This is a genomic window from Paenarthrobacter sp. AR 02 (assembly GCF_021538675.1).
GTDB lineage: Bacteria > Actinomycetota > Actinomycetes > Actinomycetales > Micrococcaceae > Arthrobacter.
This window is the reverse complement of the sequence record NZ_JAJUKH010000002.1, coordinates 373,028-389,936: the sequence shown is the minus strand read 5'-3', so window position 1 is coordinate 389,936 and position 16,909 is coordinate 373,028. Positions and strand designations below refer to the sequence as shown.

Genomic DNA, 16,909 nt, shown 5'->3' with positions numbered 1-16,909 from the left:
TTAGTTGCGGCGGGGACCCACGGCGGCACCCACAAGAGCCCCCAGCCCCACACCGATGAGGATGCCCAGGAAGGGTGAGTTGAAGATCAGCTGCCCAACGACGAGACCTGCCGCAGCACCGACGAGACAGGCGATCCACAGCTGGTTGTTCATTCGCGCCTCCCGGGGCCAGAAAAGAGTCAGGTACGGGGCGCTACGCGGCGCGAACCGAGGACCTTCGTGCGCGGCGCCTCCCCCGATTCGGCATCAGCCTCGCGGATCGCCGCCCACGACGCCGAAACAAGATAAACCTGGCTCACCAGGTTGAACCAGATCAGCAGGCCGATGATGATGGCGAACGACGCCAGGACGGGATTGTTCCCGGACCGGGCAAGGAGCTCGGTGCTGAAGAACTGGAGGACGGTGGTTCCGACCCCGGCCAGCGCCACCCCTTCGAGGAAGGCCTGGCGCCCCAACTTCAGGCCAGCGGCGACACGGAACAGTACTGCCGCCGTCGCGCAGTTCAAAAGGAGCGGAACCACGATCTTGACGGTGGCGGCGATGGGCGCTGCCACCTCCTCGTTTAGCTTCAGCAAGCCGATGAACCAGTCCGCCGCGGTTCCAAAGATCAGCGAGGCTCCGGCGCTGATCACCAGGATGACGCCGAGGAGCAGGAGCGTACCGGCGTCGATGGCCTTCTGCAGGAGCACATTTCGCACCAGGGGGCCAGCGTTCAAAACCCCCCGAAGACCTTCCCTGACGCTGGCAATCCAACCCAGGGATGTGAAAATGGTGACCGCCGCCGCGATGAGCGCCGTCCACCCCAGCCCGGACGGGTTGAGCAGCGTCTGTGGATCCACCAGCCCTTTACCGCCGTCGACCTGCAGGAGCCCTGGAGCGGCGGCGGCCACGCTGCTGATGACGGCGTCTTCGAGGACCGGATTGCCGCCCAGGACGATTCCGGCGATCGCGAAACCGGTAGTGAGGAGACCTGTCACCGAAAAGAACATGTTGAAGCCAATGCCCGCGCTGAGCAAAGGCCCGTGCTGCCGCGAGTAATGCTGGAACGAGCGCATGGCGCGGTTGGTGTTCAGCCTGGCCATGAAAACGGCGAAGAATGCACCTGCCCTGGCCGGGAAGCCCGCGCCGGAGCGCTTGGCGTGGCCTAATTCCTGCCGTTTATGCAGAAGCTCCAGTTTGAGCTTGGCCAGCTCAGTTGGCAGCGGAGGAGCGTCCGCCGCCGTGGCTTGGATCCGCTTGCTGTTCCTCGTCAGTATCGCCGCCAAAGTCGAGCTCTTCCCGTAGCTGCCATATTCCATTGGTGTCGTGCTCGTAAAGTCCCATGCTAACCACTGGGAACGTCGCCCGGTAATCCCTGAGCACCGTTTCGGCCTCATCAAGGTTCTTCTGGGCGACGTCGTGGGCCACCGTGACGTGCGGGTGGTACGGGAAGGGAAGCATCCGCTCAAGCGGGCCGCTTTGCAGCTTCTCGTGCAGCTGCACGCACTCCTCAAAGCCCTCTTCGACGTTGACGAACACCACGGGCGAGACGGGCCGGAAGGAACCAGTACCCGAGATGGTGATGTTGAACGGTTCCTGCGTTTTGGCGACCGCCCGCACGTGCTCGCGGGTTGCTGCCCAGTCCTGGGTGGGCGTAGTGGTGATCAGGGTGATGTGCGCAGGAATGACAGCCGCCATGGGATCACCGAACGATGCCCGCCATTCCTGGAGCTCTTGGGCGATCTCAGGCGGGAAGCCGAGAATCACGCCCACGCACATGGTGTCACCGGCACCACAATCGGCGCCGGTGACAGCCGGCTGGCGAGAATCGTCCGGACCGACACCCTTCCGGGCGTCGGTCTCGACGTTGAGCTGGCCAGCAGAGCACATGGGCTTAGCGGACTCCCTGCTCGCCGTGTACGGCGTCTCCGCGGTACGGCAGGAAGCCGACCTTGGAATAGACATCGGCCAGGGTGGCTGAGGCGATCCCGCGGGCCTTGTCCGCGCCGAGGGCCAACAGGCGGTCCAGTTCTGCCGGGTCCGCCAGGAGCTCGTTGGCCCGTTCCCGGATGGGTGCGAGGTGGGTGGAGACGAGCTCGGCGAGGTCCACCTTGAGGTGGCCGTACATCTTGCCCTGGTAGTCGGCCACGATCTTTTCCACGGGTGTGCCGCTGATGGCCGAGTAGATGGTCAGCAGGTTGGAAACACCAGGCTTGTTTTCGCGGTCGTAGCGGATCTCAGTTTCGGTATCCGTGACAGCGGACTTGATGCGCTTGGCCACTGTCTTGGGATCGTCCAGGAGGTTGATCAGCCCGGCCGGTGATTCGGCAGACTTGGACATCTTGGCCGTGGGGTTCTGGAGGTCGTAGATTTTGGCCGATTCCTTCTGGATGAAGGCTTCGGGCACCTGGAACGTCTCGCCAAACCGGCTGTTGAAGCGGTTCGCGAGGTCGCGGCTCAGCTCCACGTGCTGGCGCTGGTCTTCACCGACGGGCACGCCGTGCGGCTGGTAGAGCAGGATGTCCGCGGCCTGCAGGATGGGATACGTGAACAGGCCAACGCTCGCGTGGTCCGAGCCCTGCTTTTGTGCCTTGTCCTTGAACTGGGTCATGCGGGCAGCTTCACCCATGCCCGTGATGCAGTTCAGGACCCAGGCCAGCTGGGCGTGCTCAGGAACCTGGGACTGGACGAACAACGTGCACTTGTCCACGTCCACGCCGCCTGCAATGTACTGCGCGGCCGTAACACGGGTGCGGCGGGCCAGCTCGGCCGGATCCTGCGGCACGGTGATGGCGTGGAGGTCCGGAATGAAGAACACGGCGTCGTACTCGTCCTGCATCCGGACCCAGTTGACCAAGGCACCCAGGTAGTTGCCCAGGTGCAGGGAGTCAGCGGACGGCTGCATGCCTGAGAGAACGCGGTGCTTGGCGCCGACGGCCAGCTTGGTGGACGCTGCGGCGCGTTCTGTGGCCGCGGTGCCGGTTTCAGTCGTGATGGAACTGGTCATGGAGAAAATACCTTCGGAAGCTCAGAGCCGGTAGTCGACTACCAGCGGTGCGTGGTCAGAGAAGCGGGTGTCCCACGAAGGCGCCCGGTCAACAACGGCCGAGAAAGCGGCTGCTGCAAGGCCCGGGGTGGCCAGGTGGTAGTCGATGCGCCAGCCAGTGTCAGTGTCAAAGGCCTTACCGCGCTGGGACCACCAGGTGTAGGGGCCGGCGACATTTCCTGCCAGGCCCCTGTGGACATCCCTCCATCCGATCTCTTCGCCGAGGAAGCGGTCGAAGTATGCCCGCTCCTCGGGGAGGAAGCCGGCACGCTTGACGTTGCCCTTCCAGTTCTTGATGTCGAGTTCTGTGTGTCCGACGTTGAGGTCGCCAACCACCAAGGCATGATCGCTGTGCTTGGCGAGCTCGGGCAGCCTGACGGCCATGGCATCCAGGAAACGGAATTTGTCGTCCTGCTTGGGCGTCCCCACTTCGCCGGAGTGCACGTAGGCGCTGACGACGGAAAGAGTGGTGAAGTCGCCGGCAGCGGTCTGCACGGTGTAATCCGCCTCGACCCAACGGCCTGAGGTATCGAAATAGGAGTCGCCGATCCCGATGCGGGTAGCTGTGGGCTCCTGGCGGGAGGCGATGGCTACTCCGGCCCGGCCCTTGGCTTCAGCCTCGGTGTGGAGGATGTGCCACCCCTCGCCGATCAGCTTCCTGACGATGTCATCAGGGGCCCGCACTTCCTGCAAGCACAGGATGTCAACCTCGCGGGGCTCCAGCCATTCCGCCATGCCGTTCTTGTAGGCAGCCCGCAGGCCATTGACGTTGACTGATGCGATGCGAAGGAAATCCTTCTTCAATGCCGTACTCACCCGGTCCACTCTAGTCGATGATGGTTCCGGCTACGGGCTCCTCCGAGCCGCCTGGGGACTTGATCATGTCCCGGGCGTTGGTGGCCGTGATGGCGATGGTTTCCAGTGCCCGGTTGATGGTGTCCTGGTCCGCAGCGGCTCCCTTGGCGCGTTCCTCGTCCACCACGCGCACCTGCACCTGCACGATCTTGAAGGAGTGGTCCAGCTTGAGGTCGCGGACTTCGTCTGCCTGGCTGCGCTCAGCGACAACGCGGGTGCCGCCGTTGTCAGCAACACCCGACGACGGCGCGCGGCCGGTTGCGGAGTTGAACGCAGCTTGCGCTTCGCTCAGCTTCGCCCCGGCCCGCTGCGCGGCCTTGCGAATGCTCAGCACCACGAAGGTGGCCAGAGCCAGCCAGCCGAAGGCCACTGCGGCGACGACCCAACCCACGACGTCGTTCTTGTTGGCCGCGAAGATGACGGCCACCAGGAAGGCGATGATGACGACGGTCATCCCCAGGCCGCCGATGCGGAAGCCCTTGAACATGCCTTTGCCGGCGGGGGACGTGGACGGGCGCGGGTCACCGAGAGATTGCATGGCTCTATTCTCTCAAAAGAGCAATGGTGCCTGTGCCGGCTTCCACGGACGGCGAACACGGAGGCGTCATTTGAGGAACAGTTGGCGCAGCCGTCCGGTGGTCAACATGATCCCGAGCCCGATCATCACCACGTAATACCCCACATGGATGGCCGTGGCAGGGCTGAACGAGCCCACGCTGATCTGCCGCAGCAACTCCACGCCGTGCCACAGGGGCATGGCTTGGATGAACCACTGGATGACCTGCGGGTAGACGCTCAGCGGGTAGAACGTGGCACTGAACAAGAACATGGGCAGCAGGAAGAAGTTGATCCAGTCCATCTGCTGGAAGGTCTTCATGAAACTGGTAATACCCATGCCGAAGCTCGCAAAGCCAAAAGCGATCAACACCGATGCCGGGATGACCAGGATGGCCCACCAACTGGTCAGCAGCCCCATGACCCCCATGACGGCGGTGAACCCGGTGGCGTACAGCAGGCCCCGCAGCAGGGCCAGGAAGATCTCGCCGATGGCAACGTCGAGCGGCCCCAGCGAGGTGTAGAGCATCCCCTGGTAGAGCTTGGCGAAGTTCATCTTGAAGAACACGTTCCAGGTGGAATCGTAGATGGCCCCGTTCATGGCCGAGACCGCCAGCAGGGCGGGCGCAATGTACGCCGCGTAGCTGATCTCTCCGCCTCCCGGCCCCTGCACGGTACCCACAATGGAACCCATCCCCACGCCCATGGCCAGCAGGAACAGCACCGGCTCGAAGAACCCGGACACCATCACCAGCCAAGTGCTCGACTTGGCCGCCATGAGCCCGCGTCCCACAACGGCCCGTGCGTTGCGGGAGTAGAGCGAGCCGAACTTCCGCTCGCGCGCAAGATCCGTGGCGCTGTGGCCACCGGTTAGGACACTCATGAGCCCATCCTTTTCACGAATTGGCGTCGGACAAGGACCCATCCAATGATGGCTGTCGCCAGCAGGAACACGACGTGTGTGATGGTCAGCAACGGGTCCTGGTCCATGCCGTAAGTGAAGACCCTGCCCAACTCCGTTCCGTGCCATACAGGCGAGATCCATCCGATCCAGCGGACCGCCAGCGGCAAGGTATCAAGCGGGAAGAAGGTGCCGGAGAACAGGAACAACGGCATCACGATGAACCGCTGGACCAAGGCGAACTGCCCCTTGTCCTGCGTGATGCTCGCGGCGTAGGCCATCAACGGCAGCCCGAAGGATAAGGCAGACACGGTGGCAACAAGGGCCGAAACCCAACCCCACGGGCCCGGTGCGGCACCGAACAACGCCACCACCACGAAGTAGACCACCGACTGCAGCAGGAACCGGACCGTGCTGGCCATGATGTGGCCACTGGCGATCTGCTGCGGTATCAACGGTGAAGCGTGCGGACCGTAGAACACCCGGCGCCATTTGAAGCCGTCCATGATGGGGTACGAGAACTCTCCCGACGCCGTCATCACCGCTGCGGAAACCAGCAGGGCCGGAGCCACGAACTCCAGGTAGCTGACGCCGCCGAACGCTGCCTCGCTGTTTGCGTCCACCAAGCTGGCGAGCCCAACCCCCATGGCGAACAGGTAGGCCACCGGCTGGCCCACGCTGTAAAGAATCACGGACCAGCCGTAATTGCGCATGACGCGCAGAACCTGTTCCGCATAGAAGAAGGAACCCCAGCGTCGTGCCCTGGCAGCCGAAACCTCAGGTGAGTGGGCCCGCAACGGCTGCGCCGCCGTCGTGAGCGGTTTACCCGGTGAGTCAGTCAACAAGGCTCCTTCCGGTCAGCCGCAGGAACACGTCCTCCAGAGATGAACGGCGCACCAGCGACGTCATGGGCCGCAGCCCACGCGACGTGACCTGCTCCAACGCGGCCTCGCCGTCGTGCGCGTAGATGAGCACGCGGTCGGGCAGCGTCTCCAGCCGCTCGCCGATGCCTTGGAGTTCGACGCCGATTGTTGCGTTCCGCTCGGACCCGAACCTGAGTTCGAGTACTTCGCGCGAGGAGTGCTCGCGGATCAGGTTGGCCGGTGACCCTTCGGCCATGATCCGTCCCTTGTCCACCACGATCAGCCGGTCGCAGAGTTGCTCGGCCTCGTCCATGTAGTGCGTGGTGAGGATCAGCGTCACTCCGCTCTCCTTGAGCCGGAAAAGCCTGTCCCAGAGGATGTGGCGGGCCTGCGGGTCGAGGCCTGTGGTGGGCTCATCGAGGAGGAGGATCCGTGGCTCGTTGATGAGCGACCGCGCGATGGTGAGCCGCCTTTTCATGCCGCCCGACAGCGCATCCACCTTCGAGTTGGCTTTGTCCGTCAGCTGCGCGAATTCCAGGAGTTCGTCGGCTTTGGGCCGCAGGTAGCTCAGCGGGAGCCCGAAGTAGCGCCCGTACACGATCAGGTTTTCGCGGACCCGTAGTTCCTCGTCCAGGTTGTCTTGTTGTGGGACCACGCCCAGGTGCGCCCTCACCTCCGGGCCATGCGACTCGGGGTCCAGGCCCATGATGTTGAGCGATCCGGAGGTGCGCTGGGAGACGCCGCCGATCATCTTCATGGTTGTGGACTTCCCGGCACCGTTGGGCCCCAGAAGGCCGAAGGACTCCCCCGCGGGTACGTCGAAGGAGATGTTGTCCACGGCGGTGAGGTCACCATAGGTCTTGGTGAGGTCCCGGGCGCTGATGACGGTTTGCGGGTTCATGTCGGGGTTGGTTCGCGACGATTCTGATGGTGTCGGGGACTGTGTCGAGGAGCGGATGGCTTCATTGTGCACCCTCAGCAGACTAGTAGCGCCAGGGAATATGTGAAAGGGCTCTTGCAGATATTCCTGCAAGAGCCCTCTCGTTTCAGTTTGGCGGCTGGTCAACTGCCCGGCTGCGAGCGCAACACCTCCAGCCGCTGGCGGAACTCGGTCTCATCGATCTCGCCGCGGGCATAGCGCTCCCGCAGCACCCCTTCGGCGCCTTGGGTTGCGGCCCAGTGGTGGTTGCGGCGCCACGTACGCCGGCCCACAAAGATGAACAGGCCGATCACGATGATCCAGAACAGCGGGAAGATGATGAAGAACGGCCAGAACGGTCCGTCGCCCCACGGTCCGTGGGTGGCGACGGCGGCCGGCAACTGTGCCACCGCTCCCCCAAGCGTGGTGGTCTCCCCGACGATTGACGTCAATGCGGTGAACATGTCTTTGATCCAAACTCTGCGTCGCCGGTGCCCGGCCTGAACCGTCTTTCGGCTCTGGTTCGAGTCTGCCCGGGAGCGGCAGGTGGGGCGTCCGCCGTCGGGAGTCACCTTGCCGGGGCCGCCTACTCCCGGCGGAGTCCCGGCAATGGGTCAGCTGCTCCAGCCCGGTTTCACCAGGCCTGATTCGTAGGCAAGGACTACCAGCTGGGACCTGTCGCGGACCATCAGCTTGGTCATGATGCGCGAAACATGGGTCTTGGCGGTGAGCGGTGTGATGAAGAGGCGTTCGGCGATTTCGGCGTTGTTCAGGCCCTCGCCCACCAGGGCCAGGACTTCGCGTTCGCGCTCGGTCACCTGGTCCAGCGGGACCACCTTGCCGGCAGCGCGGCTTTGGGACGCCAATTGGGCCATGATCCGCCGGGTCACCGACGGAGAGAGCAGCGCGTCGCCATCGTGCACTACCCGGACGGCCCGGATGAGCTCAGCCGGTTCCGTGTCCTTGACCAGGAAGCCTGCGGCGCCGGCCCGCACGGCTTCGGCAATGTACTCGTCCAGCTCGAAGGTGGTGAGGATGATGATGCGCGTATTGGCCATGGCAGGGTCGCCCAGGATTGCGCGGGTGGCGGTGAGGCCGTCGTCGTCCGGCATGCGGATGTCCATGAGGATGACGTCGGGCCTGTCCCGGGCCGCGGCGCGGACAGCCTCGCGGCCGGTGCCTGCCTCACCCACCACCTCCATGTCGGGTTCGGCATCCAGGAGCGCCCGGAAGCCCGCCCGGATGAGGGTTTGGTCGTCGGCCAGCAGGATGCGGATCATGGTCGGGTTCCTTCGGGATGTATCGGCAGGTTCGCTTGGACGCGCAAGCCCGGCTCGAGGTTGTGAAGTGTGAGCGAGCCGCCCAAGGCGACCGCCCTCTCACGCATGCCCGTGAGGCCGTTGCCGGGGAGCGCGCCACCCATGCCCGCGCCGTCGTCGTCAATGGTCACCTCCAGCTCCCTGTCGGTTTGGGCAATACGTACGACGGCGGACTTGGCGCCTGAGTGCCTGCCGACGTTGGTGAGTGCTTCCTGGATGATCCGGTAGGCGGCTTCCTGCTGGGCGGGGCCAGCACCCGGGTGGTCGGCGTTGTCCTCCAGCGTCACCCGAAGACCACCGACTTCCGCGTTTCGCACCAACTCGGGGACCCGGGCCAACGTGGGCCGTGCGGCGGGAGCCAGCGGGACGTCCTCGCGCAGCACGCCCAGGAGCTGGCGTACCTCGGTGAGTGATTCTTTACTGGCGGCCTTGATGGCTTCGAGGGCTGGCCTGAGCTTCTCCGGATCATCGGCACCAACATGCAAGGCCACGGACGCTTGGACGTTGATCATGGACAGGGAATGGGCCACGACATCGTGGATATCCCGGGCCAGGGTGAGCCTGTACTCGTCGCGTTCCGCCTTCTGCGCTTCCTCGCGGCGCCGACGGTATTCGGCGAACCGTTCGCTCCGCCGTCGGAAGCCCTGCCCCAACAGGACCAGGATCGCGGCCCACGCGACCCCCGCGGACGCACGCACCGGCCAGTTCTCGTCGCCGGTCATTGCCGACCCGGCGATGACCGCCGCAGCCGCGGTTGCGGCGCCTGCCCACGCCTGCCACCGCAGTCCGGCAGCTGCCGTGAGCACGATTGCCAGCGCCAAGGACAAAACGATCAGCCCCCAGGCGTAACCCAACACCAAATAGGCCCCGGTGGCGACGAGCGCGAGCGGAAGCATCACCTGGGGCGCACGTTTCCGGAGGGCCAACCCGGCCGGGCCGGCCAGGAGCAGCAGGATCGCCAGCCCATCCAAAGGCCGGGGCGCGTCCTGGTGGCTTGCAGAAAACAGTGTTCCCACAATCTGGACCACAGCGACCGTGATGACAATGAAACTTGTGGGCGGCCCTGCGAAACGGCGGGGGCCTGCGATGGGCGGTGGCCCCGGACGCCGTGTGGGCTCAGGGGAACGGGGCTGCATACTCAGAGCCTAGCCGTGGTTGTTGTGCGGCGTCGTCGGGTTAACGGAGCAGGGCGCCTACTCCGTGGGGAGTAGGCGCCCTGCTGTGTTCGCGGGAACGCGGTGCTCGCGGAACCTTAGGCGATTCCGGCCTGGCGTTCGGCGCTCTCCACCACGTTGGCGAGGAGCATGGCGCGGGTCATCGGACCGACGCCGCCCGGGTTCGGGGACAGCCAGGCCGCGACGTCGGCAGCTGCCGGGTCCACGTCTCCGGTGACAACAGCCTTGCCGTTGCCGTCGTCCACGCGGCTGACGCCGACGTCGAGCACGATAGCGCCCGGCTTGAGGTCTTCGGCCTTGATCATGTGCGGCACACCGGCCGCGGCGATCACGACGTCGGCCTGCTTGATTTCAGCCGGCAGGTCCACCGTCCCGGTGTGGGCGAGGATGACGGTTGCGTTGACTTCCTTGCGGGTCAGCAGCAAACCGATCGGGCGGCCGATGGTGACACCGCGGCCGACCACCAGGACGCGCTTGCCCTTGAGTTCGATGTTGTGGCGGCGCAGCAGTTCCACACAGCCCTTGGGGGTGCAGGGCAGCGGGGACTTCATCTCGCCGTTGACGTTGGCCACCAGGCGGCCCAAGTTCATGGGATGCAGGCCGTCGGCGTCCTTGTCCGGATCCATGGCCTCCAGGATGACGTCCTGGTCGATGTGCTTGGGCAGCGGGAGCTGGACGATGTAGCCGGTGCACTCAGGGTTCTCGTTGAGCTCCTGGACTACCTTCAGGAGGTCTTCCTGGGAGATGTCCTCAGGAAGGTCGCGGCGGATGGACTGGATGCCAACCTCGGCGCAGTCTTTGTGCTTGCCGCCCACATACCAGGTACTGCCGGGGTCGGAACCCACCAGGATGGTGCCCAGGCCCGGAACAATTCCCTTGGCAGCGAGGACGGAAACGCGGGTGGTCAGTTCTGCCTTGATGGCTGCGGCGGTGGCCTTGCCGTCGAGGATCTGTGCGGTGGACTGTGTCATTCCATCTGCTCTTTCTGGTGGGTGACCTGTTGGCTCATGCCAACGGGACCCACCGCCGTAGATGTGGCGGCGGGTCCCGTCGGCTCCGGTTCAATACCCGGGTAATGCTTTCTTTATCCGCGGAAACGCGGATTTACCACTGCTCGTGCTGCGGGTACAGCGGGAAGTCGGCGGCGAGCTTGTCGACGCGGGCCTGGAGGGCTTCTACGTCCGTAGCCGAGCCTGCCTTGAGCGCTGTGGCGATGATCTCCGCAACCTCGGTGAACTCAGTGGCACCGAAACCACGGGTAGCCAGGGCGGGCGTACCGATGCGGAGGCCGGAGGTGACCATCGGCGGGCGGGGGTCGAACGGAACAGAGTTGCGGTTCACGGTGATGCCCGCCGAGTGCAGGAGGTCTTCGGCCTGCTGGCCGTCCAGCTGCGAGTTGCGAAGGTCAACCAGGACCAGGTGAACGTCGGTGCCGCCGGTGAGGACCGAGACACCGGCCTCGGCAACATCTGCCTGGTTCAGGCGGTCGGCGATGATCTTCGCGCCCTCGAGGACGCGCTCCTGGCGCTCCTTGAACTCCTCGCCGCCGGCGATCTTGAACGCAACAGCCTTGGCCGCGATCACGTGCATGAGCGGACCGCCCTGCTGGCCCGGGAAGACGCTGGAGTTGAGCTTCTTGGCCCACTCCTGCTTGCCCAGGATCACACCGGAACGGGGGCCGGCCAGGGTCTTGTGGACCGTGGAGGTGACGACGTCGGAGTACGGCACCGGGCTAGGGTGCAGTCCTGCTGCAACGAGGCCGGCGAAGTGCGCCATGTCCGTCCAGAGAAGCGCGCCAACTTCGTCGGCGATGGAGCGGAAAGCAGCGAAATCGAGGTGGCGGGGGTAAGCGGACCAGCCGGCAATGATGACCTGCGGCTTCTCGGCGATGGCCTGCTCACGGAGCTTGTCCATGTCGATCCGGAAGTTGTCTTCTTCAACCTGGTATGCCGCTACGTTGTAGAGCTTGCCGGAGAAGTTCAGCTTCATGCCGTGGGTCAGGTGTCCACCGTGGGCCAGGGACAGGCCCAGGATCTTGTCGCCCGGGGTAATCATGGCCGAAAGGGCTGCGGCGTTGGCCTGAGCACCGGAGTGCGGCTGGACGTTCGCGTACTCTGCGCCGAAGAGTTCCTTGACGCGGTCGATAGCAAGCTGCTCAGCGACGTCGACGTATTCACAACCGCCGTAGTAGCGGCGGCCCGGGTAGCCCTCGGCGTACTTGTTGGTCAGGACAGAGCCCTGGGCTTCCATGACGGCGCGGGGAGCGAAGTTTTCGGACGCAATCATTTCCAGGGTGCCGCGCTGGCGGCCAAGTTCCTGGTTCAGGACTGCTGCGATCTCGGGATCGAGATCGGCGAGCGACTGGTTGCTGACAGACGCGGAAGTGGTTGTGGTAGTCACGGAGATCTCCTGGCTAGGCAACGGTGGTGCTACAGGTCAGGCTACCGGCAGCAGCATTCCCGCGTCCCGTAAATTACAGAGGGATTGGTCACGTGCGTGCAGCGGTAAGACATGACCCTCGGCCCAGGCGTACGATCCGTGGTCTTCATGATTGCCGCTCCCTGGTGGTAGTCCACCCAACGCCAGTTGCGACCCGTTAACAGTACAACAAGGCAGCACAGGTAGGCTTGATCGTGTGACTGAATCCACCGCTTTCGTAGTAACACTGTCCTGCCCTGACCGCCCCGGCATCGTTCACGCGGTAGCCGGCGCCTTGCTCGAGGCTGGATGCAACATCGCTGACTCCCAGCAATACGGAAGCCCCAGCACCGGCAACTTTTTCATGCGCGTGGAGGCAACGACGTCGAGCACGCAGACGGAACTGACAGCCGCGCTGCAGCCCGTGGCTGAATCGTTCGGGATGACGTGGCAGATCAACCCCGTCGGGCAAAAGGTGCGCACCCTGATCCTGTGCTCCAAAGACGCCCACTGCCTGAACGACCTCCTGTTCGCACAGCGCGCCGGAACGTTGCCCATTGAGATTCCGGCCATCGTGTCCAACCACCGGGACCTGGAGTCCCTTGCGGAGTTCTACGGCATCCCGTTCCACCACATTCCCGTGACGGCCGAGACCAAGGCAGACGCCGAAGCCGCGCTGCTCAAGCTCATCGCCGAACACGATGTTGAACTCACGGTCCTGGCCCGTTACATGCAGATCCTCTCCAATGACCTGTGCAAGGAGCTGAACGGCCGGGCCATCAACATTCACCACTCCTTCCTCCCGTCCTTCAAGGGCGCCAAGCCTTACCACCAGGCCCATGCCCGCGGTGTGAAGATCATTGGCGCCACGGCCCACTATGTGACAGCCGACCTGGATGAGGGCCCGATCATCGAGCAGGAAGTCATCCGCGTCGACCACGCCCGTACCGCGGAGCAGTTCGTTCAGATGGGCCGGGACGTCGAGGGCCGCACACTGGTGCAGGCGGTGCAGTGGCAGGCCGAACACCGCGTGCTGCTCGATGGCACCCGGACCGTAGTGTTCAACTGAGGGCCCGCCGCGCCCAACTAAGCTGGGCGCATGGCTCCTTCCTACACGTTCGCCGGGGACACCCCGGAAATCCATGACTCTGCTTTCGTGGCACCCACTGCGTCCATCATTGGCAAAGCCACGCTGGCCGAGGACTCCAGCGCCTTCTACGGCGTCTCAGTCCGGGCCGACACTGCCGCCATCAAGGTCGGCGCAGGGTCCAATCTGCAGGACAACGTAGTCCTCCACGCCGACCCCGGTTTTCCTTGCACCGTGGGCGAGCGCGTCTCCGTCGGCCACAGCGCTGTGGTCCACGGCTGCACTGTGGAGGACGACTGCCTGATTGGCATGAGCGCCACGATCCTGAACGGCGCTGTGATTGGTACCGGCTCCCTTATTGCGGCCGGTGCCGTGGTGTTGGAGGGCACTGTCATTCCCCCGCGCTCACTTGTGGCGGGTGTCCCGGCAAAGGTCCGGCGGGAATTGACGGACGAAGAGTTTGAAGGCGTGAAGCACAACGCGGCCCACTACAAGGAACTCGCTGCGGCGCACCGGGAAATGCACGCTTAAATGACAAATGCGAGGCCCGCTCTGCACCCTATCGTGAGGTTTTAGGGTGCAGAGCGGGCCTCGCAACGGAACCTAATCCAGGCTGATCGGACCGAGCTCCTCCAAGAGGTCACCGGGGCCCGGGTTGCCGGCAACGGACGAACCGCCGAGGTGGTTCACCACGCCCCACACAGCGTTGAGGCCGGTGGTCACAGCTCCTTCGGCCCAGCCCGCAGTGAAGGACACGTCATCCCCGGCAAGGAAGATGCCGCGCTGGTGCTCGGGCAACTTGTCCTGCTTGAAGTGCGTGAAAAGCCGCTGCTGGTATCGGTAGTGCCCGGGCAGGTTGGCTTTGAAGGCGCCCATGAAGTTGGGGTCCGCCTCCCAGGACACGGTGATGGGTTGGCCAACGATGTGGCTCGCGATGTCCACGCCGGGATAGATCTGCTCCAAGGAGTGCAGCATCAGCTTCACGCGTTCCTCGGCGCTGAGCGCCAGCCACTTCAGGGCGTCGTCGTTCCAGGTGTAGGACAGGAGGATGACAGCGGGCTTGTCCGGGCCGTCGTCGAGCAGGTACGTGGCCCGGTTGAGGCGGTCGGTGAGGGTCATGGACAAAACTTCGTGCCCGGTCTCCGGGTCGATGTCCTTCCAGAACGGTCTGTCCACCATGACGAACGTCTTGGACGACTGCATGTAGTGCGAGCGCTCGATCGCCGTCCACAGCTCGGCCGGGAACAGCGCTTCCTCGGTGTGGATGCGCGTCGACAACAGCCACGACTGGCAGGTGGTCACCACGGCCTGGTACGTCGCTTCGCGTCCCCAGTTCTCCCGGACCAGGAGGTCGCCGTTTTCTGCGCGGCGGATGTTGTCCACCGCACCGCGTGGCGAGCCGGAGTGCAAGGACGAAAGGGACGTCCCTTCCGGCCAGTGCTTAATGCCCGACGGCGCGTGGTTCCAGAGTGCCTCGGGGAGCCTTTGCGCTCCTCCCGCGATGGAGCGGTGCTGATCGTCGGCGTCGGTGTAAACAACCCGGAGGATTTCGAGGATGGAGTTGGGGAAGTCCGTGTCCCAGCCGCCGGTCCCGAAGCCCACCTGGCCGAACGCTTCACGGTGCGCGAAGCCGGCTTCCTTGAAGGACTTGCTGGCAGCGATGAAGCCGTAGAAGGTTTGCTCATCCAGTTCCGGCAGAAGCGCGTTCCACAGCTCCTTGATCCGCCGGGTGTCGCGGGCCTTGATGGCTTCCTGCATTTCGGCGAAGGCCGCGCTGTCGTTCACTGCGGCCTTCCAGGCATCGGCGACTTCGCGGAAGAACTCCGGCAGCTCATCAGCGGTGGTGGCATAGTGCTTCTTGCCGGCGAGCTCAATGACGGTGCTGGACGTGGCCGGGGCCATGGGGTTGGGGAAGTCGTTGGTGTCCAGGCCCAGCAGGTCCACGTAGTGGTAGAACGCCTTACCCGAGACCGGGAAGCGCATGCCGCCAAGGTCGGCTGTGACGCCGGGGGCGGACGGGAAGCTGGCTGTCCTGAGACGGCCACCGATCTGGTCGGCCTCGTAGATGACCGGTTTGAGGCCGAGCTTCATCAGTTCGTAGGCGGTGACCAGCCCGGACAGGCCGGCACCGATGATGGCCACTTCGGTGCCGTACAGCTCTTCTGGAACGGAGCCCAGCCCGTCAGGGTGGGCCAGGTAGTGGTCGTAGCTGAAGGGGAAGTCCGGATTCAGCATGGTGATCGGTGCTTCTCCGGGCGCTCCGGCGTCATCGACGAGAGGGAGTTCGGTGGCAGTGGTCATGGGTTGTCTGCTTTCACAGGTTCCGGGCTGACGGCCCTGGTGGTCATTTCACGGTAGTCCTGCTCACTGAGCGCGGCTACCTTGGAGTTCCGGCGTCCATAGCCGAAGTAGATGGCGATGCCCACCAACATCCATACGCCGAATGTCACCCAGGTGTCGGCGCCGAGGTTGAGCATCAAGTACGCGCACATCAGGGTGCCTAGAATCGGCGTGATGGGGTACAGCGGAACCCGGAAGCTGCGCTCGAGGTCGGGGCGGTTGCGCCGCAGGTAGATGACGGCGACGTTGACCAGCGCGAAGGCGAAGAGCGTGCCGATGCTGGTGGCGTCGGCCAGGGCACCGAGCGGGACCAGCCCGGCGGTGAGGGCGACGACTGACCCGATGATCAGGGTCCCGGCCACCGGGGTGCCGGTTCGGCGGGAAACACGGCCAAAGACCTTGGGCACCATGCCATCGCGGGACATGGACAACATGATGCGTGTCTGTCCGTAAAGGACGGTGAGAACGATGCTGGCGATCGCCAGGACGGCGCCCACCGAGAAGACCAGTGCGATCCACGGCTGGCCGGTGATTTCGTGGAGGATCTGAACCAGCGCGGCTTCGGTCCCGTCGAACCAGCCCCAGGGACGGGCTCCGATGGCGGCGACGGAAACCAGGACATAGATGCTGGTGACGATCACCATGGAGAGCAAGATGGCGCGGGGAAGGTCACGTTTGGGGTTCTTGGCTTCCTCGCCCGCGGTGGAGGCGGCATCAAAGCCGATGTAGGAGAAGAAGACGCTCGACGCCGCGGCAGAAACACCGGCTGCGCCCATGGGCATGAGCGGCTCGAAGTTCCCTGCGTTGAAGGCAGTGAACGCCACAGCGCAGAAGAAGATCAGGATACCCACCTTGATGATGACGATTGTGGTGTTGATCCAGGCGCTTTCCCGTGCACCCCGCACCAGCAGGATCATGGCAAGCACCACGATGATCAGCGCGGGGAGGTTGAGTACGCCCCCATCGCCCGGGGGCTGGCTGATGGCATCAGGCAGGACCTGCCCAAACGCTGCCAACGTCTCATTGACGTACTGCCCCGCACCCACGGCTACAGCTGCGACAGAGACCGCATACTCCAGCACCAGGCACCAGCCGCAAATCCAGGCCATGCCCTCACCCATGGTGGCGTAGGAATAGGAATAGCTGGATCCTGCCACGGGGACGAGGCCGGCCATTTCGGCGTAGGAAACAGCGGAGAGGAGAGCGGCCACGCCGGCGATGACGAAGGAGATCCAAATGGCCGGTCCCGCCAGCGGCACGGACTCGCCCAGGATCACCAGGATGCCGGTGCCAAGCGTGGCACCAACACTGATCATGGTCAGCTGGAGTACGCCAAAGCTGCGGACCAACGGCGTACCGCCCTCGCCGCCTCCGGATTCATCGACCATCTGGCCGATGGGCTTGCGGCGCAGGAGCTGCGCACCGAGGCTCGGCCTCGTCACGCTCACCGCC

Annotated in this window: 18 protein-coding genes; 2 read left to right on the top strand and 16 right to left on the bottom strand. The window is 64.4% G+C overall.

Features of this window, described 5'->3' with window-relative positions; genetic code table 11:
• From LRQ04_RS07965 to glyA, 14 genes are all read right to left on the bottom strand, one after another.
• Complete coding sequence (locus LRQ04_RS07965) at nucleotides 1-153, bottom strand: DUF1269 domain-containing protein (RefSeq protein ID WP_235519229.1); 153 nt, start codon at nucleotides 151-153, stop codon at nucleotides 1-3.
• Nucleotides 154-179: 26 nt separating this feature from the next.
• Nucleotides 180-1,265, bottom strand: coding sequence for a YihY/virulence factor BrkB family protein (locus tag LRQ04_RS07960; RefSeq protein ID WP_235519225.1), 1,086 nt, complete (start codon nucleotides 1,263-1,265; stop codon nucleotides 180-182).
• On the bottom strand, nucleotides 1,192-1,869 hold the full coding sequence (locus LRQ04_RS07955; RefSeq protein ID WP_235519223.1) for a 2'-5' RNA ligase family protein: 678 nt from the start codon (nucleotides 1,867-1,869) through the stop codon (nucleotides 1,192-1,194). The genes LRQ04_RS07960 and LRQ04_RS07955 overlap by 74 nt, the downstream gene beginning before the upstream one ends.
• Nucleotides 1,870-1,873: 4 nt before the next feature.
• A complete protein-coding gene (trpS, locus tag LRQ04_RS07950; protein WP_235519221.1) occupies nucleotides 1,874-2,986 on the bottom strand; it encodes a tryptophan--tRNA ligase in 1,113 nt (370 codons plus the stop codon).
• 21 nt (nucleotides 2,987-3,007) lie between these two features.
• On the bottom strand, nucleotides 3,008-3,841 hold the full coding sequence (locus tag LRQ04_RS07945) for an exodeoxyribonuclease III (protein ID WP_235519220.1): 834 nt from the start codon (nucleotides 3,839-3,841) through the stop codon (nucleotides 3,008-3,010).
• 10 nt (nucleotides 3,842-3,851) lie between these two features.
• Nucleotides 3,852-4,418: a hypothetical protein gene (locus LRQ04_RS07940; RefSeq protein WP_235519219.1), complete on the bottom strand. Its 567-nt coding sequence runs from the start codon at nucleotides 4,416-4,418 to the stop codon at nucleotides 3,852-3,854.
• 66 nt (nucleotides 4,419-4,484) lie between these two features.
• Nucleotides 4,485-5,318, bottom strand: a complete 834-nt coding sequence (locus tag LRQ04_RS07935; RefSeq protein ID WP_235519218.1) for an ABC transporter permease — start codon at nucleotides 5,316-5,318, stop codon at nucleotides 4,485-4,487.
• Nucleotides 5,315-6,178: an ABC transporter permease gene (locus LRQ04_RS07930; protein ID WP_235519216.1), complete on the bottom strand. Its 864-nt coding sequence runs from the start codon at nucleotides 6,176-6,178 to the stop codon at nucleotides 5,315-5,317. The genes LRQ04_RS07935 and LRQ04_RS07930 overlap by 4 nt, the downstream gene beginning before the upstream one ends.
• Nucleotides 6,171-7,100 carry an ABC transporter ATP-binding protein gene (locus tag LRQ04_RS07925; RefSeq protein ID WP_235519215.1) on the bottom strand — a complete coding sequence of 310 codons (930 nt, stop codon included), beginning with the start codon at nucleotides 7,098-7,100 and terminating at the stop codon, nucleotides 6,171-6,173. The genes LRQ04_RS07930 and LRQ04_RS07925 overlap by 8 nt, the downstream gene beginning before the upstream one ends.
• A gap of 161 nt (nucleotides 7,101-7,261) precedes the next feature.
• The gene (locus LRQ04_RS07920; protein ID WP_235519214.1) at nucleotides 7,262-7,582 is read right to left on the bottom strand and encodes an SHOCT domain-containing protein; all 321 of its coding nucleotides are present in this window, start codon (nucleotides 7,580-7,582) and stop codon (nucleotides 7,262-7,264) included.
• Between the two features lie 150 nt (nucleotides 7,583-7,732).
• The gene (locus LRQ04_RS07915) at nucleotides 7,733-8,398 is read right to left on the bottom strand and encodes a response regulator transcription factor (protein ID WP_235519212.1); all 666 of its coding nucleotides are present in this window, start codon (nucleotides 8,396-8,398) and stop codon (nucleotides 7,733-7,735) included.
• Nucleotides 8,395-9,573 (bottom strand): sensor histidine kinase, encoded by a 1,179-nt coding sequence (locus LRQ04_RS07910; protein ID WP_235519211.1) that lies wholly within the window; start codon nucleotides 9,571-9,573, stop codon nucleotides 8,395-8,397. Before LRQ04_RS07910 ends, LRQ04_RS07915 begins: the two co-directional genes overlap by 4 nt.
• 116 nt (nucleotides 9,574-9,689) lie before the next feature.
• On the bottom strand, nucleotides 9,690-10,583 hold the full coding sequence (locus LRQ04_RS07905; protein WP_235519209.1) for a bifunctional methylenetetrahydrofolate dehydrogenase/methenyltetrahydrofolate cyclohydrolase: 894 nt from the start codon (nucleotides 10,581-10,583) through the stop codon (nucleotides 9,690-9,692).
• Between the two features lie 133 nt (nucleotides 10,584-10,716).
• Nucleotides 10,717-12,012 carry a serine hydroxymethyltransferase gene (gene glyA, locus LRQ04_RS07900; RefSeq protein WP_235519207.1) on the bottom strand — a complete coding sequence of 432 codons (1,296 nt, stop codon included), beginning with the start codon at nucleotides 12,010-12,012 and terminating at the stop codon, nucleotides 10,717-10,719.
• Between the two features lie 235 nt (nucleotides 12,013-12,247).
• Between glyA and purU the strand changes: the two genes are divergently transcribed.
• Both purU and LRQ04_RS07890 read left to right on the top strand, forming a co-directional pair.
• The gene (purU, locus tag LRQ04_RS07895; RefSeq protein ID WP_235519205.1) at nucleotides 12,248-13,099 is read left to right on the top strand and encodes a formyltetrahydrofolate deformylase; all 852 of its coding nucleotides are present in this window, start codon (nucleotides 12,248-12,250) and stop codon (nucleotides 13,097-13,099) included.
• Between the two features lie 30 nt (nucleotides 13,100-13,129).
• On the top strand, nucleotides 13,130-13,648 hold the full coding sequence (locus LRQ04_RS07890; RefSeq protein ID WP_235519204.1) for a gamma carbonic anhydrase family protein: 519 nt from the start codon (nucleotides 13,130-13,132) through the stop codon (nucleotides 13,646-13,648).
• Between the two features lie 72 nt (nucleotides 13,649-13,720).
• Here LRQ04_RS07890 and LRQ04_RS07885 read toward each other — a convergent pair whose 3' ends face one another.
• Complete coding sequence (locus LRQ04_RS07885) at nucleotides 13,721-15,418, bottom strand: NAD(P)/FAD-dependent oxidoreductase (RefSeq protein WP_235519201.1); 1,698 nt, start codon at nucleotides 15,416-15,418, stop codon at nucleotides 13,721-13,723.
• Complete coding sequence (locus LRQ04_RS07880) at nucleotides 15,415-16,845, bottom strand: amino acid permease (RefSeq protein WP_235519740.1); 1,431 nt, start codon at nucleotides 16,843-16,845, stop codon at nucleotides 15,415-15,417. The genes LRQ04_RS07885 and LRQ04_RS07880 overlap by 4 nt, the downstream gene beginning before the upstream one ends.
• Nucleotides 16,846-16,909 lie beyond the last annotated feature (64 nt).